Source organism: Blautia parvula (assembly GCF_020215665.1).
Lineage (GTDB): Bacteria > Bacillota > Clostridia > Lachnospirales > Lachnospiraceae > Blautia > Blautia celeris.
This window is the reverse complement of the sequence record NZ_CP084061.1, coordinates 3,036,230-3,059,554: the sequence shown is the minus strand read 5'-3', so window position 1 is coordinate 3,059,554 and position 23,325 is coordinate 3,036,230. Positions and strand designations below refer to the sequence as shown.

Sequence of the window (23,325 nt, the reverse complement as noted above, 5' to 3'; positions counted from 1 at the left end):
TGTCTGGGGTAGGTGGATCTCCCGGGCGCTCCACTGAGACATCGCTCCCCCCGAACCGGTTCCCCGCCTTCCCATCCACTGCTCCGCCTGGCGCTTTAGGACTGAAGCTTCTGTGTGGAAAGTGGAAGAACAATGGTAAGTGGTTTTTTAAAAAAGAGATATGGCATTCGTCGGGTGATGGAATGCTGTATCTTTTTTTGCGTGGGAGGAGAAAAGCATCATGCGCGGGGCGTGAGTATTTTACGGGTGGTGATGATGAGGCCAAGGGGAGGCCTCATGCGCGGGTGCGTGAACGTTTTACGGCGGTGGTGATGAGGCCCAGTAGTAGGAAGAGAGCGGCGGCTGAGAAGTAGAAGATGGGGTAGTGGTCGGAGAGGCGCCAGGAGTCATTGGAGCCGATGAAGGCATCAATCCGGTTGTTGGTGCAGCGCTCTGCGGCGTAGAAAGCAAGGATGAAGTAACCGGTTGTCAGGAATCCGTTAGCGTGTGTCAGGGTTTTGAGAAGGGCAGTGACTGCAAGTGCGGCCAGCCAGGCCAGGCTTACGGGGATGCCGAGTCTTGTTGTCCAGTATATGGGCTGGGGGAGGTAGAGATTGGCTGTGTATTCTATGATATAGAGGAAGGGAATCAGCAGGATGGCCAGGACCAGGTATGTGAAAAGGATACGGTGTTTCCCGCCGAATATGAGGGTATACAGCATCAGATAGGCGTAGAGACAACTGGCTGCTGTCAGGAGAGACCAGCTAAACTGCCGGTCCAGGGCAAAGTTTACGATGAAACAGGTCAGGACAGCCAGGATAAACGGGGATGCCAGCAGGATGTTCCATAAATTTCTTTTTTTAGTCATTTGAGACCTCTTTTCTTGGTGTTGGGTGAATGGGGGTCAGGATACGATCCAATACGGAAAATAGGAGGGATCTGGGTACCTCCGGTTTTTCGGAGGAGACCAGCAGGTTCTGAAAGGCCAGTCCGTCAATGGCTCCTGTTATGAATTTAGCCAGCTCGGAAACCGGCAGGCAGGTCTGGAACTCCCCGTTTCGGATGCCTTCTTCCAGAACTGCAGTGATGAGGGCATTGTATTTTTCATAGCCGTTTTTGATCAGTGTCTTGACTACGTGGCTTTCGGAGTAGGATTCCAGATAGAATTTGATGGGAAAGACACACATCAGGGCAGCCTGTATGGTGTCCTCCTCCCCGAGAACGATCCTGCGGAGTTTTTCACAGGAACTCAGAGGGCTGCCGCTGATTTTTTCTATGTATCCGATATAGGTATCGTAAATGCTCCGGGCTACTTCATCGACCAGGGCATTTTTGTTTGGGAAATACCAGTAGATGGCAGCCTTTGTCAGACCAACTTTTTTCGCCACATCGGTCAGGCTGAACTCGGTCATGCTCCTCTTTACCATGATCTCGATGGCTGCCTGTATGATTCCCTGTTTCATTTTCTCATAGTTCTCCGGTACTTTTTTCCTTGCCATAAAACTGCCTTTCTGTAATTAATTAACCGTACGTTTAATTAATTATGGCACAGAATTTCTCCGGAGTCAAGTTTAGAATCCAAGTTCTCTGTGAAGACGTATTGCCATGAAGACAGTGATCACAGCAGAGATGACGTCTGCAGCCGGCTGTGCGTACAGGATTCCGCTGACACCTGCAAAGAGGGGAAGGAGCAGAATGAACGGCACAAAGCAGATGCCCTGTCTGCAGGCCCCCAGGATAAAGCCCTCTTTCCCTTTGCCAAGAGCCAGAAACAGTGAGGAGTACACCGTGTAGAAACCGAACAGCAGGAAGGACAGGCCGTTTGCGCTCAGGGCCCTGGCGCCGATTCTGACCATTTCCAGATCCCCTTTTGTAAACTGAGAGATGATATTCGCGGAGAACAGAGATGCCGATACCCCATAGATCACGCAGAAAACAGTGGACCAGATAATGGAGAGCCGTATGGCCTCGTGGAGACGCTCATATTTTTTTGCCCCGTAGCTGTATCCCGCAATGGGCTGGAAACCTTTCATAAAGCCAAAGACCATAAGGCTCCCCACAGAGATGATCCTTGTCACAGGCCCCATACCTGCAATGACAGAGTCCCCGTATTCCTTAGCCTGAAAATTAATGAGGGAGATGGAGAGACTTGTCAGAAGCTGGAATACCATAGTGGGAACACCGATCTTCAATATTTCAGACATGATCTCTTTGGAGAAACAGCACGCACGGATACGGAAACTGAAGATACTTTTTTCCTGAGAATATAACCCAGGTATACCAGAGAAGAGACAATCTGGGAGATAGCCGTAGCAGCCGCAGCACCGGCCACACCAAAATCCAGAACATAGATAAAGACAGGGTCCAGAACAATATTCAGCACAGCGCCGGCAAGCAGCGTAAACATAGTGGTTTTCGCAGCCCCCTCACTGGTCACAAGATTATTCATTGTCACATTAAACACATTAAAAATTGAGAACACCACATAGATACGCGTATACTCCTCCGCATAAGGCAGAATACTTTCCGTTGCCCCCAGCATCTTCAAAAGGGGATGCAGAAAGACAACCGTACACAGAATCAACAGGGCACCAACCGCAATACTGCTGTACAGGGCCGTACTTGCCGCCTGATCTGCCGTTTTCCTGTCTCCCCTTCCCAAAAGCCGGGAGATATAAGAGGCAGACCCGTTACCAAACAACAGCCCGAGACCTACCACAACCTGCCCAATAGGAAACGCCACAGAGATTGCCCCCATCTGACTCGTCCCCAGTCCCCCCACAAAATAAGCATCCACCAGATTATACAAGGCATTGATCATCATCCCGATCATCGTGGGAAGCCCCATTGCCAAAAGCGCCCTCCATACAGGTGCGCTGCCCAGCAGTTCCATTTTTTTATTTCCTTCACTCATAATCATGATTTCTGTAACGGTACCGTTACAAACTCCTTTCTTTTTGCTTGACAACAGTTATAAAATATAATACTATAAATTATAGTAAAAACAAGTTGAGCTAAATAATACTATAATTTATAGTAACTGTCAAGAAAAATATAAAAAAGGAAGGTAACCACATGGCAACCATAGATTTAATCGTACTGGGAATTGTAAAAAAAGAGCCGCTAAGCGCATACGACATTCAAAAACTGGTAGAGTACCGAAACATATCCCGCTGGGTAAAGATCAGCACCCCTTCCATCTACAAGAAGGTGATTCAGCTTGAGAAAAAAGGCTACATCAGGAGCACCATGGTAAAAGAGGGAAACATGGCGGAAAAAGCCGTCTATTCCCTGACCGAAGCCGGCGAGCAGGAATTCAAAACCCTGATGCTGGGAATCTCCACCCAGCCCATCAACATCTTCCTGGACTTCAACGCTGTCATGGTAAACCTGGACAATCTCCCCCCCGAGACCCAGAAAATCTGCCTTGAAAACATTGCATCCGGCATAAAAACCCTAAAAACCAACCTGGAACAAAACATAACCGAAAAAACCTCCAACCCCCAAATTCCCGAAACCGCCAAAGCCGTCCTGCACCAGCAATACCTCCTGGCCCAATCCATAGAAACCTGGCTCGCCTCCGTAAAAACCAACCTGATCATAACAACCGCTCCCAGCCAAAACGATTCCATATAAATATTTTGCAAAGTTAAGGGAAAAAAGATGAAGTACCAAGAAAAGTAAGAATCCTAACAAAGTACGCGGTAAAACGCACCGAAGAAATGCATAAAAGACCCTAATTACTATAATAAACCGACAGCCCTTCAAAATCAGGAGAAGCGTGCCGTGGGAGCGAGGGCGGGTGTGGGTATGGGACAGGCGATGTCTCAGTGGAGCGCGCAGAAGATCCACCTGCCTCAGTCACTTAGCGAGGAGGCCATTGCCGACGAGCTTAGTGAATGAGAGCAGGTTAGCTTCTGTGCAGCGGAACGCTTCGTCTGTCCCATACCCACACCCGCCCTCGCTCCCACGGCACGCTTCTCCGTCCCCTTTGAATCCCCCTGTCCGCCCTAATATTCCTGCCGAAACCAATACGTATAAAAATACCCAAACCCCAACCCCTCATACAACTTCCGTGCCCCCTCATTCCCTTCCACCACCTGAAGATACCCCTCCGTAGCCCCTTCATCAATCGCCGAATTCAATATAGACCTGCAAATAGACTCCCCCAAATGCTGCCTCCGATACCTTTCATCCACATGAATTGCATAAATCCCCACATAATCCCTGTCCAAAATCCCCAGCCCGGTCCCGATGATCCTACCCCCATCATAAATAGACGCAAAGATAGTATCCTTAGGAATCGCCCGGTACATAGACGGCACAATCCTTCTGTGCACCTCATTCACAGTCCCCTTCAGTGAAAAAAGCCCATTCAGCCAATCCGGAGAAATCTCCCGGCTGAGAAACACCGGTCTTGCCGGCTTCTGCACCTTATACTTTTCCAGATCCATTGTCATCACTTCTGTGGTATGGGCAGTATGGTACCCCCGTTCCATAAGCTTCTGGTCAAAAGAGCTGTCCATCAGGGGATTGATCTTAAAGATGGTGGGAGTCCCCCATTTGGCATAAACCTCCTCACAGTACGCAATCTTATCCCTTAGTGGAATGGAAGAGAGACCAATCTGCTCCACACAGTTCGTCCTGTGGGTATAAAAATAAGAAAATCTGAGAATCCATCCGTCATAAATCTGCATCTGATGTGAGGGCCATGCATTCAGGGAAAGGTCCTCAATAATTTTAATCTTACTGTTCATCTGCGTTTCCGCCTTATCATAAAAGTTTTCTGTAGACAGCAGCCTGTATATCGCTTCATTTATTATATATAGAATACACCCCAAAAGTCAAATATCTCCACCTTGGCACGGAAGAAAACATACTGTAAAATGAAGAAGTATCTCATAATGGGAAAATATCCCTAAAATCCGTACGGACATAAAACCACACATAAAAGCCAAAGGAGGAGAAGAGACCTATTTTGAATAAAAGACTGCAGAGACTGGGGATTGGGAGGCGTATGCTTGTGCTTCTTTTAGGTGTTTCCCTGGTCCCTATCATATTCGTCCTGCTGATTTCCTACAGACAGAGCGCCTCAACCATAACCAGGCAGATCGGGGAACTGATCGAAGCCAATCTGGAACAGTCATCCGGAAATGTGCAGAACTTTCTGGATACCTTTGAGAATCTCATACAGGACATCTACACAGACCAGACCTATGTGGACAATTTAAAGCCCATCAACATTTGGGACAGCAGCGGATTTTACCTGGCAAAACATAAGATAGAGGAAAATCTGCAGAACATTGTATACATAAACAAAAATATACTGGGCATTGCAGTCACCGGCATTTACGGTGATGTATGCTTCTACGACAGCATGACCCTGTCCGGCGCGGAGAGCTTCTGCTTTGACCTGGACAACATCAGAAACAATGAGATGGTAAAACAGGCCTATGCGGAGAAGCAGACCGTCTATTCCAGAACCTACCACAAGCTGGACACCAGATACGGGGAGAAAGACTATTTCTATGTGGCGCATCAGCTCACAGACTTCAACGATTATAAGGAGGGGCCTGTTGGGTGCATTTTATTGTGTGTGGATGAAAAAGCACTGTGTGATGTATATAAACAGGGCAGCACAAAATCCAATATTACATTTGTGGTGAACCGGTATGGTGATATTATCTCTTATCCGGAAGGCAATTACGGGGAAAGAAACATATTTGCCGGGGAGGAGAAAAAAGAGAGAAGCAAAGAAGAGATAGAGCAGGCAGCCCAGAAATTTGTGGAGAACAACCGGTACCCTCAGGGCGCAAGCCTGTCCGCCCGCAGCAAAGGGGTCCAGAACCAGACCTTTTATGTGGTAAATGTGCGGGACTTGAATTACGTGCTGAAGGACCTGCATAACCTGACCTTCCTGATTGTGCTGGTGGGGCTTTTGGCAGGGGTTATCTGCGTGCTTATTGCCGTCTCCTTCTCGAAAGACATGGACCGCTCTGTAAAGCCCATCTTAAATGCCATGGACAAGGCCAATGAGGGGAACATGGAGGTGCGCGTCCCGGAGGAGGGTATGGACGAGTTTGCCAGGATCGGCAGACACTTTAACAGTATGCTCAGCCAGATACGCACATCCAATGAGCAGGAAAAGGAGGCCCTGGTACGGGAAAAATACGCGGAGATAAAATCCCTGGAAGCCCAGATAAACCCACATTTTCTGTACAATACCCTGGATGCCATCAACTGGGTCGCCATCGACAGAAAAGAGTACAGCATCAGCAAAATGCTCACCAGCCTGGCACTGATCTTAAGATACAGCATTCACAAAAGCAATGAGATCGTGGAGATCCGGGATGAACTGGAATATCTGAAGCGGTATGTATACCTCCAGCAGCAGAGATTTGAATATTCCTTTATCTGTACTGTGGAGGCCGATGAGAATCTGATGAAGTGCAGAATCCACAAGCTGCTCATACAGCCTCTTCTGGAAAATACGCTGGTCCATGGTTTTCCGGGAAATACAGGTATGGATGAGATCAATATCCGCCTGACAAAGGCAGGAGAGCATAAAATATCCATAGTGGTGAAAGACAACGGAAAAGGCATGGAGGAGGGGCAGGCAGAATATTTCAATCATTTTGATTATAAGAAAGAGCGCATAGAATCCAGCATCGGTGTGCGCAATGTGATAACAAGGATCAAGCTTTATTACGGGGAGCAGGGGAGCTTTCACGTGGAGTCGAGCCAGGAAGGGACTGTTATAACCATTCTGATTCCCTATGAGTAGGAGGAACAATATGAAGATAATCGTAGTAGAGGATGAACCGAAGTCAAGAGAAGGGATCTTAAACATACTCGCCCGGGATACAGAGTATGAGGTGGCAGCAGTCTGCGGAAACGGAAAAGAAGGGCTGGAGGCAGTGAGAAAATACAGACCGGACCTGGTCATCTCAGACATAAAGATGCCGGTCATGGGCGGTCTTGAGATGCTGGAAAAGATTCTGGAGGAAGGGATCGCGGTACAGGCTGTCCTTTTGACCGGATATTCGGAGTTTGAATACGCCAGGAGAGCACTGAAGCTACAGGTGGTGGAGTATGTGCTGAAACCTCTGGAGGTGGATGATTTTCTGGAAGTGCTGCACAAGGCGGAGGGAAACATTGAGAAAAACCGGGTGGAAAAGGTCTCTGCGGAACAGCTTCTGTGGACCTATTTTACCGGAACGGATATAGACAGGCAGCAGGCAGAACCGATTCTCAGGGAAACCCTGCAGGTGGATGACCGAACACAGATTTCACTTTTTCTGATCTATCCGTGTAGTCTGGCAAATGAGACGGGGAGTGAACTCCAGAAACACACCACAGAGCTTTTGGATTCCTTCTGCATGGAAAACTATTATGTAATGCCTCTGCCGAGACAGCAGGGGTTTTTAGTGATGCTGACAGATACGGAGAGAAATAAAAACCTGTTCAAGATCTTTAAGACCAGAATCTATCATTCTCTCTGCCAGATCACGGAATGCCACTGCAGCTACGGGACCCTTTACGGGCTTACCGGACTGAATGAGAAGCTTGAGGAGCTGAAAGACATGATGCAGTACGCATTTTCCCTGCCGGATGAAACCATACTGAGCAGGGAACTGGTGGAGTCCGCTGTGTACAGGGAACTGGAATATCCGGATTATCTGGAGCAGAGCATTTACCGGGAGATCCGCAGCGGGCGGTATGACAAGGTGCGCATGATCGGGGAACAGTTTGCCAGGTATGTGATCGACAGCGAGGGAAGGCCTGCCTGCATCCGGGAGTATGTCCTCAGGTTTGCAGCCGGAATCCTCAGGGTGGCAGGGGAGACCAGAGGCAGCCTGGAAGCAGTGGATGATACCTCCTATATCATGGAGAATATAGCCAGGAGCACTTCAAAAAGAGAGGTGAGATATCAGTTTGAGAAGATCATGAACGCGGTTGCCAGCAGCAGGGACACCCTTGATATTACAGAGAATGGCATGATACTCAATGTGATTGACTTTATCCGCAGCAATTACCAGAGGGATATTACACTGTCCGAGGCAGCGGAGGGATGCTGTGTCACACCGGAATATTTAAGCCGCATTTTCTGCAGGGAGACCGGGGTGAATTTCACCTCCTTTCTGCAGAATTTCAGGGTCAGCACAGCCAAGCGCCTGCTTCTGTCCGGCAACTATAAGGTTTATGAGGTGGCTGAGATGGTGGGATTTCATGACCAGAAATATTTCGTGAAAGTCTTTAAAAAGCTCTGCGGTGTCACGCCCTCGGAATACAAAAGGGAGAATGCAAAATGAAGAAAAAAGGGTATTTTGCTGCCTTCCTTCTGTGTGTGTTGGCTGTGTCCGCCTTTCTCTTTTGGCCGGAGAAGGGAGAAAAAGAGGAATCGGAGGCGGAAGAGGTGCAGAAAAAGCAGATCTACGTGCTCTGCGCCTATGAGACAAAACTGCACCAGCAGATTTTGAAGGAAGTGGCAGAAAATTATTCCAGCCGCTCCGGCTGTGCCAAGGTGAACATGGAGTTCATCCCAAAGGAGAACTTTAAGAAAGAAATCTGTCTCCGCATGGATAACGGCAGAACGGCGGACCTGATCATATGTGATAACGGGATGATGCCTGCTCTCATTGATATGGGAGTGTTTGCCGATATTTCCGCGTATGTGGAAACATGCTGCCAGGACAGTATGAACTTCCAGAAGCTGTGGAACACCACCATGGATGACGGAAAATATTATGGCATTCCCTTTACCTGTGATCCTTATGTACTTTTTTACAACAGCGATGTGTTCAGGGAGAACGGGCTGTCAGCCCCGGAAGACTGGGACGGGCTTCTGGATACCTGCAGTGCACTGCAGGACAGCGTTGGGGACAAGTTCGGATTCGCGGCAAAGCGTCCTGAGGAAATCTACGCTTTCTACAGAGCACTGCTTTATGCCTGCGGAGGCAGTTTAAACACCATAGACCAGGAAGGCGGGATCAGGGCGGCCGGTATTCTGGAGGAGCTGAAGAGGAGCCGGTATGTAGGAAAGCAGACCATTAATCTCACGGAGGCGGATGTAGCCCGCTCTTTCGCTGAGGGGAAGGTGCTGATGATGGCAAACAGGCTCAGCGCCTCCACGATTCTCAGAAGCTCACGAATGGAATTTTCAGCGGGTATCATACCGCTGCCGGGAGACGTGAGGGAATCTTTGATGCTCTCAGGGGAAAATATTGGGGTGACGGGTTATGCGGACCGGGAGGCTTACCGTTTTCTCACCTATCTCTATCGAGATGAGATTCAGGAGAGAATCTGCAATGTCATGGATACTCTGCCCGTAAAGGCTGCGGTGCCGTACCAGGCAAAGCGCGTGGGGCCGGATGAGGGGACAGAGTTTCTGGACCGTTATATTAACGAAGGATGGTGTGCAGAGACCAACAATTCCTGGTTTGAGATCGCGCAGCAGGTGTCAGAGAGTCTCTATGAACTGATGGAGGTCAGAGGCACCCCGCCGGAGGACACAGCACGGGAACTGCAGAACGCTGTGAAACTCATTATTATTAAAAAACGTTAAGGGTGGTCAAAAATGACCCCCTTTTTTAAATAAGTGGAATATACTGTACCGGAAAAAAATGGTATTCTTGTTTCATCAAAAAAACACGGAAAAGGAGAGAACGAGTATGAAGATGAAAAAAGTGATGGGCCTGTCTTTGGCAGTCGTGATGGCAGCAGGGCTTGCCGCCTGCGGCGGAGGAAGTGACAAGGAAGCCTCCACCGGAGGAAATGAGAAGAAAGAGGCAGACAGCGGTAAGAAGACCATTACCTTCTGCTTCAGGGATGACGGCCAGGGTGAGGACGGCGCTCTCTGGAAATGGATACAGAACGGATATGACACCTGGGATAAAAAAGATACGGTGGAGTTAAATATAGCCCCTATCGTGGCACAGGAGGGAGATTACTTTACAAAAGTGGCTCTTCAGCTTGCAGATAAGAAAACCTGCCCGGACCTGGTTTGTGAGGACACCTTCCAGCTTCCCAATGATGTGAGTGCAGGCTACCTGACAAAATTAGATGATTACGTGAAAGATTATGAGGACTGGAATACCTCCTACTATGAATCCATGAAAAAAGGCGTGACCGGCGCGGACGGTTCTGTATACGGTATTCCGTACTGTACAGATACAAGAGGACTGTGGTACAACAGAGACATTCTGGCACAGGCCGGTGTGATCAGCGAAGGACAGGACTGGGAGCCAAAGAACTGGAACGATATCCTGGATGCCTGCAAAGCGGTGAAGGAAAAATGTCCCGATGTAGTGCCCTTCTGGTGCAACTCCGGTGTGGCAACCGGTGAGGCAACTTCCATGCAGACATATGAGATGCTGCTCTACGGAACCGGAGAGAGACTGCTCTCCGATGATGATAAATGGATCGTGAAGAGCCAGGGTATTCTGGATTCCCTGAACTTTCTGCAGGATATCTATACCAACGGATACGGACCGGACCTCTCCCTTGTACTAAACGGACAGGCTTCCAATACATCTGCAAGAGAGTACCTGCCGGAGGGCAAGCTGGCAATTTCCCTTGACGGAAGCTGGATCACAGGAAACTGGACTGACACAGGGGCAGCACCGTGGCCGGAGGCTAAGGATGTACTGGGATTCGCATCCATGCCCACATCTGAGGGACAGGACCCGAAAACCATTACACTGGCAGGCGGCTGGGCATTATCTATTCCGGAAAATGCAGATGCCAAGGATGAGACCTTTGAATTCATCAAACATCTTATGGACCCGGAGGTTTACACCGATGCTGTTATTGCACAGGGAAATATTGCCACCAGACAGGATGTAGCCGGTGACGAGACCTATTCCGCACAGCCCTTCAAACAGATTGCTACAGAGTTTCTGGAGAGCGCTGATTTCAGGCCGCAGAATGACAAATACTCCACTGTCACCACCAGCATCCAGACCATGGTGGAATCTGTGGTATCCGGTACCTCTCCGGAAGATGCCATGACACAGTACGCTACGGATGTGGCACGTGCCGTGGGCGATGACAATGTAACCGAGAAATAAAAGGCTGTCCGGAAAGATATTCCGGCAGGTTCAGCAACTGGGCGGCTTCGGCACCGTAAAGTGCCGCCGCCCATATTTTTTCACGATTGAAGGGAGGGCGCTTTATGGCAAGACCAAACCGTGCGGCTGTCATAAAAGATGAGGCGAAGAAATCTATCCTGCTGCTTCCGGCAGTGCTGCTGCTTTTATGCTTTTTTATCATACCGATCGTACTGACGGTATATTATTCCTTTACCAATCTGGCTCTCAGCGGAGCCAATGCAAAAAATGTGGAATTTATCGGATTTGAGAACTATAAGAGAATGCTCACAGACCCCAGCACCATGACCAGTATCAAAAATACACTGCTCTTTTTAGTGGGCAGCCTTCTGGGACAGAGTATCCTGGGATTTCTGATCGCATATTTCATGAAGGGAAAACCCAAGGGACTGCGAAGTGTTGTGGGACCCTGCATCCTGGCCGGATGGGTAATGCCGGAGATCGTGGTTGCCCTGTGCTGTATGGCATTTTTCAAGGACAACGGAACCATGAACATGATCCTGGGCGCTGTACACATACCGGCAGTATCCTGGCTGTTCAAGCATCCCATGATGACTGTTGTGATCGCCAATGTATGGCACGGCACCGCATTTTCTATGCTGAACTTCCAGTCAGCCCTTGACAATGTGTCCGGAGATATTGAGGAGGCAGCCAGAGTGGACGGGGCCAACCGGTTCCAGACACTGATCCGCATTATTGTGCCCTGCATCAAGGACACCATTGCCACCAATACCATGCTGAATACCCTGTCCACCCTGGGCGTTTTCGGTCTGATCTATGCCATGACAGGAGGAGGTCCCGGTTCATCCACCACGACCCTTCCCATATTCATGTACAACCAGGGCTTAAAGGGGCTGCAGCTTGGCTACGGTACCGCGATCGGTATGCTGATTTTGATCGTAGGCGCTGTGTGCAGTGTGATCTATACAAGAATTCTGAAGGACCAGTAAGGGAGGGAACGTAATGAGTGAAAAGATGGTAAAAACCCTGCATTGTGCATTTCTGGTGATCGTGGGGATTGTGTTTATCCTTCCGCTTCTGTGGGTAGTGATCGCGTCTCTGGATACCAATGCAGGTGAGGCTTTAAAATGGCCCGCGCAGTGGACTTTCAGCAATTACAGTGATGTGCTGACCAACTCGGATAACCTGCGGGGATTCGGCGTAGGTCTTGTTATTTCCTTTGCCCAGTCCCTGATCGTGGTGCTGATCTCAGGGCTTGCGGCTTATCCTTTATCCAGATATCATTTGAGCTACAAAAAAGGCTTTATGTATGTTATTCTGTTTATGACAGCACTTCCCATGATTGCGGTCACTGTGCCTGTATATAAAATTTTTCTGAGCGTAGGACTTCTGGACAGCATTCCGGGGCTGGTATTGTTTTTGTCAGCGTCATCTCTGCCCTACGGTATCTGGCTTATGAAGAATTTTATGGACGGGGTGCCGGTGGAGCTGGAGGAGGCTGCCTGGGTGGATGGTGCCACTACCATGAAGTCTATCCGTAAGATTGTGGCGCCGCTGATGTTTCCGGGAATCTGTGTGGTATTTATCTACACCTTCTCCGGAAGCTGGGGGAATTTCTTTATTCCCTACATATTGTTAAGTTCACCGGAGAAGATGCCGGCATCTGTTATGCTGTACCAGTTTTTCGGACAGCACGGTACCATCCAGTATGGTCCTCTTGCCGCATACTCCGCGATTTACGCACTGCCTTCCATCCTTCTGTACATTCTCTCACAGAACTATATGTCAAAAGGATTTACCATGGCGGGTGCAGCAAAAGGATAATGTGAAAACGGGAGGAATTTTTACATGGTGTTGATGAGAGAACGAATCGGCAAACTGCTGGAATACCTGCAGGAGCAGATCTATCCCAGATCCTGCGAGATTCAGGATTACAGAATGAAGAAGACGGAGGATACGTTCACGGATCTTGAGAACCTTGACACCTCCGACTGGGAGAGGCTTACAAGGGAGCAGCTCTGGGGAGGTCACAGGGAGTATTATTGGTTTGAGACAAAGGTGGTCATCCCTTCGGAGTTTGACGGGGAATGTGTGGTCTACGAACTGATGACAGGAAGAGAAGGGGAGTGGGATGCCACCAACCCGCAGTTTTCCATTTTCGTAGACGGAAAAAGGATCCAGGGTCTGGATGTGAACCACAGGGAGATCATCCTTACGGAAAATGCCTGTGCAGGACAGGAATACCGCATTATCCTGTCAGCCTTCACAGGTGACCAGAACTTTTCCCTCAGGCTCTGTTCAGCCATCAAGGTACTGGACAGAAAAACGGAGAAATATTTTTATGATTTATCTGTACCTTATGAGGTGGCAAGACTTCTGCCGGAGGATGACAGGGCATATCTGACCATCCTTAACTGCCTGAATGAATCCCTGAATCTGCTGGACTTCAGAAAAGAAGGCTCCGGGGAATACTATGAGAGTCTGGAAAAGGCACAGGAGTATATTACCAGGGAATTTTACGGCAAACACTGCGGGGACAGTGATGCTTATATCTACTGCGTGGGACATACCCACATAGACTGTGCATGGCTGTGGACACTTAAGGTGACAGAGGATAAAGCTGTGAGAAGCTTTTCCACGGTACTGGAGCTTATGCGCAGATATCCGGAATACATCTTCATGTCCAGCCAGCCCCAGCTCTACAAATATGTAAAGAAAAACGCGCCGGAAGTCTATGAGGAGATCAAGGAGCGGGTGAAGGAAGGCCGCTGGGAAGTGGAGGGCGGTATGTTCGTGGAAGCTGACTGCAACATTGCCTCCGGTGAGGCGCTGGTTCGTCAGTTCGTACACGGCAAACGCTTCTTCAGGGATGAGTTCGGAAAGGACAATGAGATCCTGTGGCTGCCTGATGTGTTCGGCTATTCCGCGGCTCTGCCTCAGATCATGGAAAAATGCGGTATCCGCTATTTCATGACCACAAAGATAAGCTGGAATGAATTCAATAAAATGCCCTGTGACACCTTTGAGTGGGAGGGCATTGACGGTACCAGGATACTGACGCATTTCGTGCCCACCAGGGATTACAACAAAGGCGCCGTGGAGGGCGGCTTTGAGACGGAGCACTTCACCACCTACAACGGATATATTAATCCGTCCCAGATGAAAGGGGCATGGAAGCGCTACAGCCAGAAATACTTAAACGACGAAGTTCTGTGCAGCTTCGGATACGGAGACGGAGGCGGCGGCCCCACAAAGGATATGCTGGAAAACCAGAGGCGTCTGGCAAAAGGGATCCCGGGCTGCCCGAAGACGGTCATGAGCACCTCACAGCAGTTCTTCCATGTGCTGGACAAAAAGGTGAGAGACCGAAAATATCTGCCCTCCTGGGTAGGGGAACTCTATCTGGAGTATCACAGAGGAACTTACACCTCCATGGCAAGGAATAAAAAATATAACCGCAGATCAGAATTTGCTTACCAGAACATGGAGCTGTACGGTATTTTGGGCGAGTACCTGCTGAAAGAAGCGTATCCGGACAAAGAGATCCATGAGGGCTGGGAGGTGATCCTGAGAAACCAGTTCCATGATATCCTTCCCGGATCTTCCATCAAAGAGGTTTACGATGACTCCAAAGAGGAGTACGAAGCAATCTTAAGCGCCAACCGGGAGTACACTGACAGAAGGCTGGGCAGTCTGGCAGAGCACGTGAATGCGCCGAAACACTCTGTCGTGGTTTACAACCCCAACAGCATGAACGCTGAGGAAGCGGTGTGCTTCCCGTGTCCGGAAGATATCTCATATCCTGCAGTGAAGACAGGGGAGGAATGCCTTCCCGTACAGAAGATGGCAGACGGCACCTGGATGTTTACCGCAAAGGATGTTCCCGCAAAAGGGTATAAAACCTTCCTGATAGAAGAGAAAGAGGAAGAATACGAATCAGAGATTCAGGTAACGGAAACCCATATGGAGAACGCATTTTTCTCCATTGATCTGAACGAGAAGGGGCAGTTCATCAGCATCTATGACAAGAGAGCAGACCGGGAGCTTTTACCGGAAGGGAAAGCCGCCAATGTGCTCATGAGCTATGAGGACAGGCCCCACAATTATGACGCCTGGGATCTGAACAATTACTACACGGAAAAATCCTGGGAGATCGATGACGTGGCCGGGATAGAGGCAGCAGAGTGCGGCCCGGTTCGCGGGTGCCTGAAAATAACCAGGAATTATCTGGATTCCGTAATCAGTCAGTACATCTGCATTTATAAGGATACAGCCCGCATTGATATCAAAAATGAGATAGACTGGAGAGAGCACCAGATTTTTGTGAAGGCTCTGTTCCCGGTGGATATCCACACCAGCGAGGCATCTTTTGAGATCCAGTATGGCAATGTGAAACGTCCTACCCATGCCAACACCTCATGGGATTTCGCAAAGTTCGAGGTTTGTGTACACAAGTGGATGGATGTGTCTGAGGACGGTTACGGCGTCAGCGTGTTAAATGACTGCAAGTACGGATGCAGTGTCCGGGACGGCGTGATCGGCATTTCCATGCTGAAGTCCGCCATATATCCAAATCCGGAGGCAGATAAAGAACACCATACCTTCACCTATTCCATTTACCCGCACCGGGGAAGCTGGAAGGAGGCGGGAACCGTAAACCAGGCATATCTGCTGAACAATCCTCTTGAGGCTGCCGTAAAGGCCAATGAGGGCGGCACACTGCCGGATGTCTATTCCTTTGTAACCTGCAGCCGTGAGAATGTGGTGGTTGAGGTTGTGAAAAAGGCGGAGGAAGAGGAGGCAGTCATTGTCAGACTCTACGAATGCTTTAACAGAAGGACAGAGGTTTCTCTGACCTTTGCGGAGGACATCAAGACAGTCTGCGAATGCGATATGCTGGAAGCGGATATGGAAGAACTGCAGCCTGACGGAAGAAAGGTATCCTTCAGGATGAAACCTTATGAGATCAAGACCCTGAAGCTTAAATTTTGATCCTATATAATAAGAAGAAATACACCCAGGCCGGAATCCTGGCAGACGGCGCCGCAGCAGGCGCCGCGCCGGATTTCCGGCCTGACTGCCTTTGGGTTACTGTTCACGCTTGCATTTCCATTCTCTGTGTAGTAAGCTTTAAAATAAGAAAAAGGCAGATGCCCGATAGGAAAGGTGGTTCATCAATTGACAGAAAATGCTTGGAAAAAATACGGAGACAAAAGTGAAATTTTTGCTTTCTGCGAAGCTTACAGGAAGTTTATATCTGACTGCAAGACAGAACGAGAATGTGTTGCGGAGATGGTAAAGAGAGCGAAGCAGGCCGGATTTCAGGATCTGAATGCTGTAGTGGATGCAGGAACAGAACTGAAGGCCGGGGATAAGGTCTATGCAGACAATATGGGAAAGGCACTGGCGCTCTTTGTAATAGGAGAGGAACCCATGGAAAAAGGAATGCGCATTCTGGGCGCCCACGTGGATTCCCCCAGACTTGACCTGAAACAGAATCCGCTCTATGAGGAGGGAGAACAGGCCCTCCTTGACACACATTATTACGGCGGCGTGAAGAAATACCAGTGGGTGACACTGCCCATGGCCCTGCACGGTGTGATCGTGAAAAAGGACGGCACAGTGCTCCCCATCGTCATCGGCGAGGATGCAGACGACCCGGTTGTGGGAATCTCAGACCTGCTGATCCACCTCTCAGGAAAACAGATGGAGAAGAACGCCAAGGAAGTGGTGGAAGGTGAGAACCTGAACGTGCTTGTTGGCAGCATTCCGCTGGAAGGCGCGGAGACAGAGGCAGTAAAAGCACAGATTCTTTCTATATTAAAGGAGAAGTATCAGGTGGAGGAAGAGGATTTCATCTCCGCTGAGCTGGAAGTGGTCCCTGCGGGAGCTGCCAGGGATTTTGGCCTGGACCGAAGTATGCTTATGGCATACGGCCATGATGACAGGGTGTGTGCATACCCCTCATTCGAGGCCATTGCCGCTGTGGATGAGGTGAAGTATACCTCCGTATGCCTCCTGGTAGATAAAGAGGAGATCGGCAGTGTGGGTGCCACGGGCATGCAGTCACGCTTTTTTGAGAACACCGTGGCAGAGGTGATGAATGCCTGCGGGCAGTACAGCGAACTGCTGGTGCGCAGGGCTTTGAAAAACTCAAAAATGCTCTCCTCAGATGTAAGCGCAGCCTTTGATCCCAATTATCCGGAGGTGATGGAAAAGAAGAACTCCGCCTATCTGGGCCATGGGATTACCTTCAACAAATATACCGGTTCCAGAGGAAAAAGCGGCTCCAACGATGCCAACCCTGAGTACATTGCTGAACTTCGCCGTGTTATGGATGAGAACAAGGTATCCTTCCAGACAGCGGAACTGGGCAAGGTGGACGCAGGCGGAGGCGGCACCATTGCCTACATTCTGGCCAATTATAATATGGAAGTCATTGACTGCGGTGTGCCTGTACTGAATATGCATTCTCCCTGGGAGATTGCCAGTAAAGTGGATATCTATGAGGCTTATCAGGGATATCTTGCGTTCCTCAGGAACTGCTGAGAAAATTTTTGCGATTTCCTATGTACATCTCTGCCGGAAAATGTTAATATAAAATATGCATGGACTTCAGCAAAAAATAAGCACGAGATTACGAAATGAGGAATACACACATGTCTAAGTTTTTGAAATTTATTGTGAATCTGGTTGTGATCTGCGCAATTCTTGTGGCAGCCGCCCTGCTCGTTCCTCCCTTTGCAGGGGTCAACACAGTCATGAATGACAACAGCAGTAAAGATACCAATCTCCCGGTGGGTTCTGTTGCCTACGGAAGAGAGATAGATGCCGCAAGCTTGAAAAAGGGCGATAAGATCATCTATACCAATAACAATAAGGCATATGTCTATAAAGTTACGGATATGGATTCCTCCGCAGGTTCATACAAGGTAAAAAGTGTGTATGACAAGAATGCGAAGGAGGAAACGGTCCAGTTAATCAATAATGCAGTAAAAGTCGTTGTGGTAGTTCCCTACATTGCGTATGCGGCCATTGCCCTGCAGAGCAAGGAAGGCCTGATCGTTGTGGGACTCGGCGTGATCTTTTTAATTATCCTTTTTATTCTGGCTGAGTTATGGCGTAAGGACGAGGCTGACGATGAGGACGACGAAGATGAGGATGAAGAGGCTTCGGATGAGGAGGACAGTGAGGACGACGAGGACGAAGATGACGACGAAGAAGAGAAGCTGAGCCGCAGGGAACGCAAGCGCCTCAAAAAAGAGGAGAAGCGCCGCAAAAAACTTGCCAAGAAGGGTCTTCTGGATGAGGAAGAAACAGAAGATGAGGAAGAGGAAGCTCCTGTTTTGGAAGCTGCCCCAATACCGGAAAAGCAGCCTGATGAATATGACAGTGCTATGAAAGATGCCATGGCATCTATTGCAGAGAGTATTGCCAAGGTACAGAACGGAGATATAGAAGCGCCAGATAAGGTACAGGAAACAATCGTGCCGCAGGAGACTGCAGAGATCATTCTCGGTATGGAGGATGCAGAGGAAACAGAGAGTTCCGATGCGTCTGCAGTGGAAATGGTTTCTGATGACAGCGCTGTTCAGGAGACAGCAGAGAAAGAAGCTGCGCAGCCACAGGAAGAGACGGCTGCACAGGAAGAGGTACAGCAGGAAGAGGAGATGGAATCTGAACCTGAGGAGGTGCCTGTAGTGGACAAGGAAGCTGTGCTGCCTGCTCCGTCTGTGACGGAACTGCTTTCTAAGGCGGAAGCGGCGGGGGAATCACCGGAAGTGATTGAGGATAAGGATAATGAGGTGACACTTCTGGATTATTCTAAGCTTATATAGGCGGAAAAAAGGGATGACGTTTTGGGGCGTTGTCCTTTTTTTTGTGTGTTGGCGGGAGGGGGACGGGATGGAGGGGGAGGGTGCAGTTTGCTTTTGGCAGCCAGCTTCGTTCCCCTTCAGCTAAGTACTTACAATAGAAAGTACGCTTCGCGAACTTCCTATTGTCATGAACTGCGACTAAGACGCTCCGGAAGAGCCGTCGCGCCTAAGTCTTAGTAGGTACTGGATCTTCAGGCTCTCTGCCGCAATGTCTGCCAAAAGCAAACTGCACCCTCCCCCTCCATCCCTGTTCTTCGCACCGGGAGATAAAAAAACAGTGTCTCTTTCGCAGCATTCGTAACTCTACACCTAGCAGCCTTTATATTCCTCTACTCTGTTGAAATAAAGTATTGAAAAAAGAGGTTGTCTGTATTATGATGGAGGTGTATTTTTGAAAAATTTGGGCGGAGAAAATATAGACGTGAAAAAAATAAAACAGAGGATAGGGACTGTTCTGAAGAGTCTTCTGGTTCTGGGTGTAGTTCTTTCGGGGGTTTTTGGGGCGTATGCAGAGACAGAAGGGCAGTGGGATAGCCGGGAGGGAAGTACAGAGGTTTCTTTTGAACGTAGAAGCTTTCATTATAATAATGACTGTGTGATAAAAGAACGTTCCCAGGACAAGCTTCACAGGCAGGAAAAGAAAAGGGGACAGCTATTGTCCTGGGGGATTCCGGTGGGGGCAGTGTGTGCAGGGGAATGGCTGTGCACTAGGAAGGCAGGTATCTGCAGTGCGGCTGCGGAGGAACGTGAGAGGAGATATGATCGCTGGAAGAGGCGGGGGCCGCCGGTGTTTGTCTGAAATTGCAGGAGGATATAAAAACTTATATAGAAAATAATATTTCAGACAGGAGAATATAAATGAAAGAATCCCATAGAGACAAAATTGTAGTGATAGGTGCAGGTAATGTAGGAGAGGCGATTGCCTATACTTTGATGGTAAGGGTACAGGCAAATGATATTGTGTTGGTGGATTTAAATGAGGACAGGGCAGAAGGGGCAGCGCTGGATATTGCTCATGGCACAAGTTTTTTTAAACAGGTGTGGGTGAGAAAGGGCGGATATGAAGAGTGCGCCAATGCGCAGATCATAATCATTACAGCGGGGATTGCCAGAAAACCGGGACAGACACGGCTGGATCTTGCAAAGACAAATGTTTCCATTGTAAAAAGTATCACCCGGAATATTATGAAGTTTGCTGAAAATCCTCTGATCCTTGTGGTATCCAATCCTGCGGATGTGACAACTGCGGCAGTGTATAAAGAGTCGGGGCTGCCGTCAGGACGTGTTATCGGCAGCGGAACATCTCTGGATACAGCGCGTTTCCGATATATTTTGAGTGAGAAGCTGCATGTTAACGTGGAGGATATCAATGCCTATATTTTAGGAGAGCACGGTGACAGCCAGGTACCTATCTTCAGCTCCGCCAATATCGGGGGATTTCCGCTCTATGATTATGCACAGCAGGTGGGAATCACGCTGGATGAGGAGGAGATCGCACACAGGACAAAAGACGGCGGTGCAGAGGTGATCAAGCTGAAGGGAGCTACCTTCTATGGAATTGCCATGGCGGTTTCCAATATCGTAGAGACAATCATGAAAGATGATGATGCCATACTTCCGGTGGCACATGTGCTGGATGAGAGCTTTGAGGAGTGGGCAGGCGTTGCGGTTTCCCTGCCCTGCAGAATCGGATGGGACGGAATTGAACAGACCCTGCGCATTCCCATGAATGAGAAAGAAAAGGCAGACATGGATAAATCCGTGGATATTCTGAGAGCGTTTACAGAACAGGTCATCGGATCGTAAGGACAGGTTGATAATCCCGCCTGCGGAGGCTGCCGGACAGTCAGGAACAGCTGAGAAGCAGCATATATCGGTAAGGATGGACAGCAATATAGCGGCGCATCCCTTAAAAAAGGCAGAGATGTGCCGCTGTTTTTGTGGTTTTTATCGGAAAAGTGCTGTGTACGGGAAAAAATGCAAACTTTTTTTAACAAAAAGAAAAAAATACCTTGCATTCTGGAAAAACATCCTGTATACTAACTAGTGCTGTGACATTGATAGCTGTGAAGCGTGAGGTTGCTGCCCAAGTGGCAGGTTTTCCGTGGAGCGAATGTCAAGTTAGGAAACTGACGACAAGTCACTGTACAAAATCTTGAAGACTTACCACGGGAATGTGGGAGTGTGTGAAACGTTAGATGACACACACGGGAATGTGTACAGTCGCCGCTTGTCGTACTACTTATAAGTGCGAAAAGGAGGAGACTTTTTTTATGGCAAGTCAGGTAATGAGAATCACATTAAAAGCTTACGATCATCAGTTAGTAGATGCATCCGCAAGCAAGATCATCGAGACTGTAAAGAAGAATGGAGCAACTGTTAGCGGACCGGTGCCGCTTCCCACTAAGAAGGAAGTAGTAACTATCCTGCGTGCGGTACACAAATACAAAGACTCCAGAGAGCAGTTCGAGCAGAGAACTCATAAGAGACTGATCGATATCATCACACCAACTCAGAAAACAGTTGATGCCCTGTCTCGTTTAGAGATGCCGGCCGGTGTTTACATTGATATCAAAATGAAACAGAAATAAGTCATGCTTAACGGGGCAGCCCGGTAAGATATGAGATTGTCCTTACAAGGTTGATATATAGTCTATATTGACTGTTTGTCTAGGATGATTGCACAACACAGTGTAATCCGCTGTAGATTCACAGGAGGTAAAGAAAAAATGAAGAAAGCGATTTTAGCTACCAAAGTCGGAATGACTCAAATCTTCAATGAAGACGGAGTTTTAACTCCCGTAACAGTGCTGCAGGCTGGTCCTTGTGTAGTAACACAGGTTAAGACACAGGATAACGACGGATACAGCGCAGTTCAGGTTGGTTTCGCAGACAAGAGAGAAAACCTTGTCAACAAACCGATGAAAGGACACTTTGACAAAGCTGGTGTTTCCTGCAAGAGATTTGTAAGAGAATTCAAATTAGACGGTGCTGAGGAGATGGCACTGGGCCAGGAAATCAAATGCGATGTTTTTGAAGCTGGCGATAAGATCGACGCTACTGCAATCAGCAAAGGTAAAGGATTCCAGGGCGCTATCAAGAGACACGGACAGTCCAGAGGACCTATGGCTCACGGTTCTAAATATCATCGTCATGCAGGTTCCAACGGTGCAGCATCAGATCCGAGTAAAGTATTCAAGGGCAAAAAGATGCCGGGCCAGATGGGAAATGTAAAAGTTACAGTTCAGAACCTGGAAGTTGTGAAAGTAGATACTGAGAACAACCTGCTTTTAGTTAAAGGAAGCGTTCCGGGACCGAAGAAATCCTTAGTAACAATCAAAGAATCTGTTAAAACCGTGAAATAAAGTTTTTCTGGGAAAGGAGGACCACACAGATGGCAAACGTATCTGTTTATAATATGGAAGGCAAAGAAGTTGGAACAATGGAATTAAACGATGCAGTGTTTGGCGTTGAGATCAACGACCATTTAGTGCATTTAGCTGTTGTTCGTCAGCTTGCAAATAAACGTCAGGGAACTCAGAAGGCGAAAACACGTTCTGAAGTGAGCGGCGGCGGAAGAAAACCGTGGAGACAGAAAGGAACCGGTCATGCTAGACAGGGTTCAACAAGATCTCCGCAGTGGACAGGCGGCGGTGTTGTATTCGCTCCGGTTCCGAGAGATTATGAAATCAAAATGAACAAGAAAGAAAGAAGAGCAGCTCTTAAATCTGCTCTGACAAGCAGAGTACAGGAGAACAAGCTCATCGTTCTTGATGACCTGAAATTAGATGAAGTAAAGACCAAGGCAATGCAGGCAGTTTTAAATAACCTGAATGTTTCCAAAGCAATGGTAGTACTGGCTGACAATGATCAGAACGTAGTATTATCCGCAAGAAACATCCCGGATGTGATCACAGCATTACCGAACACCATTAACGTATATGATGTTCTGAAATACAATACGGTAATCCTGACAAAATCTGCTGTAGCTTCAATTGAGGAGGTATACGCATAATGGCAAACGTACAGTATTATGATGTAATCCTGAAACCGGTTATTACCGAGAAGAGCATGGCTGCTATGGGCGAGAAGAAATATACTTTCTTAGTTCATCCGGAAGCAAACAAGACCATGATCAAAGAAGCTGTTGAGAAAATGTTCGAGGGAGCAAAAGTAAAAACTGTCAACACCATGAATTTAGATGGCAAGACAAAAAGACGCGGAATGACCTTCGGCAAAACAGCAAAAACCAAAAAAGCTGTTGTTACTTTAACAGAGGACAGCAAGGATATCGAAATCTTCGAGGGACTTTAATCAGCCCTTAACCAATAGTAACTAAGCGCAGTCAAGAAAAATTAATCCGATATTTGACTGCCGGCATGAAAACGCCAGGATGCGTT

General features: G+C 48.4%; 19 protein-coding genes and 1 pseudogene. 16 read left to right on the top strand and 4 right to left on the bottom strand.

Going from position 1 to position 23,325, the window contains the following annotated elements; genetic code table 11:
- Positions 1 to 274: 274 nt before the first annotated feature.
- The 3 genes and pseudogenes from LC508_RS14260 to LC508_RS28595 form a co-directional block, all read right to left on the bottom strand.
- On the bottom strand, positions 275 to 847 hold the full coding sequence (locus LC508_RS14260) for a hypothetical protein (protein WP_103733039.1): 573 nt from the start codon (positions 845 to 847) through the stop codon (positions 275 to 277).
- Complete coding sequence (locus LC508_RS14255) at positions 840 to 1,478, bottom strand: TetR/AcrR family transcriptional regulator (protein ID WP_103733040.1); 639 nt, start codon at positions 1,476 to 1,478, stop codon at positions 840 to 842. The genes LC508_RS14260 and LC508_RS14255 overlap by 8 nt, the downstream gene beginning before the upstream one ends.
- 72 nt (positions 1,479 to 1,550) lie before the next feature.
- Positions 1,551 to 2,893, bottom strand: a pseudogene (locus tag LC508_RS28595) (MATE family efflux transporter).
- A gap of 161 nt (positions 2,894 to 3,054) precedes the next feature.
- On the opposite strand from LC508_RS28595, the gene LC508_RS14245 reads away from it, so the two are divergent.
- The gene (locus tag LC508_RS14245; protein ID WP_103733041.1) at positions 3,055 to 3,615 is read left to right on the top strand and encodes a PadR family transcriptional regulator; all 561 of its coding nucleotides are present in this window, start codon (positions 3,055 to 3,057) and stop codon (positions 3,613 to 3,615) included.
- A 374-nt stretch (positions 3,616 to 3,989) separates the two neighbouring features.
- On the opposite strand, the gene LC508_RS14240 is transcribed toward LC508_RS14245, so the two are convergent.
- A complete protein-coding gene (locus tag LC508_RS14240) occupies positions 3,990 to 4,736 on the bottom strand; it encodes a GNAT family N-acetyltransferase (protein ID WP_033143900.1) in 747 nt (248 codons plus the stop codon).
- 221 nt (positions 4,737 to 4,957) lie between these two features.
- Here LC508_RS14240 and LC508_RS14235 point away from each other — a divergent pair, with 221 nt between their 5' ends.
- The 15 genes from LC508_RS14235 to rplW all read left to right on the top strand — a co-directional run bounded on the left by LC508_RS14235 (position 4,958) and on the right by rplW (position 23,239).
- Positions 4,958 to 6,763 carry a cache domain-containing sensor histidine kinase gene (locus LC508_RS14235; protein ID WP_225305379.1) on the top strand — a complete coding sequence of 602 codons (1,806 nt, stop codon included), beginning with the start codon at positions 4,958 to 4,960 and terminating at the stop codon, positions 6,761 to 6,763.
- A gap of 10 nt (positions 6,764 to 6,773) precedes the next feature.
- Positions 6,774 to 8,291, top strand: a complete 1,518-nt coding sequence (locus LC508_RS14230; RefSeq protein ID WP_033143892.1) for a response regulator transcription factor — start codon at positions 6,774 to 6,776, stop codon at positions 8,289 to 8,291.
- Positions 8,288 to 9,544 (top strand): ABC transporter substrate-binding protein, encoded by a 1,257-nt coding sequence (locus LC508_RS14225; RefSeq protein ID WP_054351894.1) that lies wholly within the window; start codon positions 8,288 to 8,290, stop codon positions 9,542 to 9,544. The genes LC508_RS14230 and LC508_RS14225 overlap by 4 nt, the downstream gene beginning before the upstream one ends.
- 106 nt (positions 9,545 to 9,650) lie before the next feature.
- Positions 9,651 to 11,048 carry an extracellular solute-binding protein gene (locus LC508_RS14220; protein ID WP_033143890.1) on the top strand — a complete coding sequence of 466 codons (1,398 nt, stop codon included), beginning with the start codon at positions 9,651 to 9,653 and terminating at the stop codon, positions 11,046 to 11,048.
- A gap of 104 nt (positions 11,049 to 11,152) precedes the next feature.
- Positions 11,153 to 12,037, top strand: coding sequence for a carbohydrate ABC transporter permease (locus LC508_RS14215; RefSeq protein ID WP_052099734.1), 885 nt, complete (start codon positions 11,153 to 11,155; stop codon positions 12,035 to 12,037).
- A gap of 13 nt (positions 12,038 to 12,050) precedes the next feature.
- Entirely contained in the window at positions 12,051 to 12,872 is an 822-nt protein-coding gene (locus LC508_RS14210) for a carbohydrate ABC transporter permease (RefSeq protein ID WP_052099733.1), read from the top strand.
- A 24-nt stretch (positions 12,873 to 12,896) separates the two neighbouring features.
- Positions 12,897 to 16,040, top strand: coding sequence for an alpha-mannosidase (locus LC508_RS14205; protein ID WP_103731986.1), 3,144 nt, complete (start codon positions 12,897 to 12,899; stop codon positions 16,038 to 16,040).
- Between the two features lie 186 nt (positions 16,041 to 16,226).
- Positions 16,227 to 17,597 (top strand): aminopeptidase, encoded by a 1,371-nt coding sequence (locus LC508_RS14200; protein ID WP_033143888.1) that lies wholly within the window; start codon positions 16,227 to 16,229, stop codon positions 17,595 to 17,597.
- A gap of 110 nt (positions 17,598 to 17,707) precedes the next feature.
- Entirely contained in the window at positions 17,708 to 18,886 is a 1,179-nt protein-coding gene (locus tag LC508_RS14195) for a sortase family protein (protein WP_103731987.1), read from the top strand.
- A 430-nt stretch (positions 18,887 to 19,316) separates the two neighbouring features.
- Complete coding sequence (locus LC508_RS14190; protein WP_033143886.1) at positions 19,317 to 19,724, top strand: hypothetical protein; 408 nt, start codon at positions 19,317 to 19,319, stop codon at positions 19,722 to 19,724.
- A 59-nt stretch (positions 19,725 to 19,783) separates the two neighbouring features.
- Positions 19,784 to 20,731: an L-lactate dehydrogenase gene (locus tag LC508_RS14185; protein WP_033143885.1), complete on the top strand. Its 948-nt coding sequence runs from the start codon at positions 19,784 to 19,786 to the stop codon at positions 20,729 to 20,731.
- 467 nt (positions 20,732 to 21,198) lie between these two features.
- Positions 21,199 to 21,516 carry a 30S ribosomal protein S10 gene (gene rpsJ / locus LC508_RS14180; RefSeq protein ID WP_018597892.1) on the top strand — a complete coding sequence of 106 codons (318 nt, stop codon included), beginning with the start codon at positions 21,199 to 21,201 and terminating at the stop codon, positions 21,514 to 21,516.
- Positions 21,517 to 21,654: 138 nt separating this feature from the next.
- Complete coding sequence (gene rplC / locus LC508_RS14175) at positions 21,655 to 22,290, top strand: 50S ribosomal protein L3 (protein ID WP_033143884.1); 636 nt, start codon at positions 21,655 to 21,657, stop codon at positions 22,288 to 22,290.
- A gap of 29 nt (positions 22,291 to 22,319) precedes the next feature.
- Positions 22,320 to 22,940 (top strand): 50S ribosomal protein L4, encoded by a 621-nt coding sequence (rplD, locus tag LC508_RS14170; protein ID WP_033143883.1) that lies wholly within the window; start codon positions 22,320 to 22,322, stop codon positions 22,938 to 22,940.
- Positions 22,940 to 23,239: a 50S ribosomal protein L23 gene (gene rplW, locus LC508_RS14165; protein ID WP_033143882.1), complete on the top strand. Its 300-nt coding sequence runs from the start codon at positions 22,940 to 22,942 to the stop codon at positions 23,237 to 23,239. Before rplD ends, rplW begins: the two co-directional genes overlap by 1 nt.
- The last annotated feature ends 86 nt before the right edge of the window (positions 23,240 to 23,325 follow it).

Coding starts and splice junctions, on each gene's coding strand:
- LC508_RS14230 (WP_033143892.1), top strand. CDS start 6,774: ATGAAGATAATCGTAGTAGAGGATGAACCGAAGTCAAGAGAAGGGATC.
- rpsJ (WP_018597892.1), top strand. CDS start 21,199: ATGGCAAGTCAGGTAATGAGAATCACATTAAAAGCTTACGATCATCAG.
- LC508_RS14220 (WP_033143890.1), top strand. CDS start 9,651: ATGAAGATGAAAAAAGTGATGGGCCTGTCTTTGGCAGTCGTGATGGCA.
- LC508_RS14215 (WP_052099734.1), top strand. CDS start 11,153: ATGGCAAGACCAAACCGTGCGGCTGTCATAAAAGATGAGGCGAAGAAA.
- LC508_RS14240 (WP_033143900.1), bottom strand. CDS start 4,736: ATGAACAGTAAGATTAAAATTATTGAGGACCTTTCCCTGAATGCATGG.
- LC508_RS14195 (WP_103731987.1), top strand. CDS start 17,708: ATGTCTAAGTTTTTGAAATTTATTGTGAATCTGGTTGTGATCTGCGCA.
- LC508_RS14225 (WP_054351894.1), top strand. CDS start 8,288: ATGAAGAAAAAAGGGTATTTTGCTGCCTTCCTTCTGTGTGTGTTGGCT.
- LC508_RS14210 (WP_052099733.1), top strand. CDS start 12,051: ATGAGTGAAAAGATGGTAAAAACCCTGCATTGTGCATTTCTGGTGATC.
- LC508_RS14255 (WP_103733040.1), bottom strand. CDS start 1,478: ATGGCAAGGAAAAAAGTACCGGAGAACTATGAGAAAATGAAACAGGGA.
- rplD (WP_033143883.1), top strand. CDS start 22,320: ATGGCAAACGTATCTGTTTATAATATGGAAGGCAAAGAAGTTGGAACA.
- rplW (WP_033143882.1), top strand. CDS start 22,940: ATGGCAAACGTACAGTATTATGATGTAATCCTGAAACCGGTTATTACC.
- LC508_RS14185 (WP_033143885.1), top strand. CDS start 19,784: ATGAAAGAATCCCATAGAGACAAAATTGTAGTGATAGGTGCAGGTAAT.
- LC508_RS14260 (WP_103733039.1), bottom strand. CDS start 847: ATGACTAAAAAAAGAAATTTATGGAACATCCTGCTGGCATCCCCGTTT.
- rplC (WP_033143884.1), top strand. CDS start 21,655: ATGAAGAAAGCGATTTTAGCTACCAAAGTCGGAATGACTCAAATCTTC.
- LC508_RS14205 (WP_103731986.1), top strand. CDS start 12,897: ATGGTGTTGATGAGAGAACGAATCGGCAAACTGCTGGAATACCTGCAG.
- LC508_RS14245 (WP_103733041.1), top strand. CDS start 3,055: ATGGCAACCATAGATTTAATCGTACTGGGAATTGTAAAAAAAGAGCCG.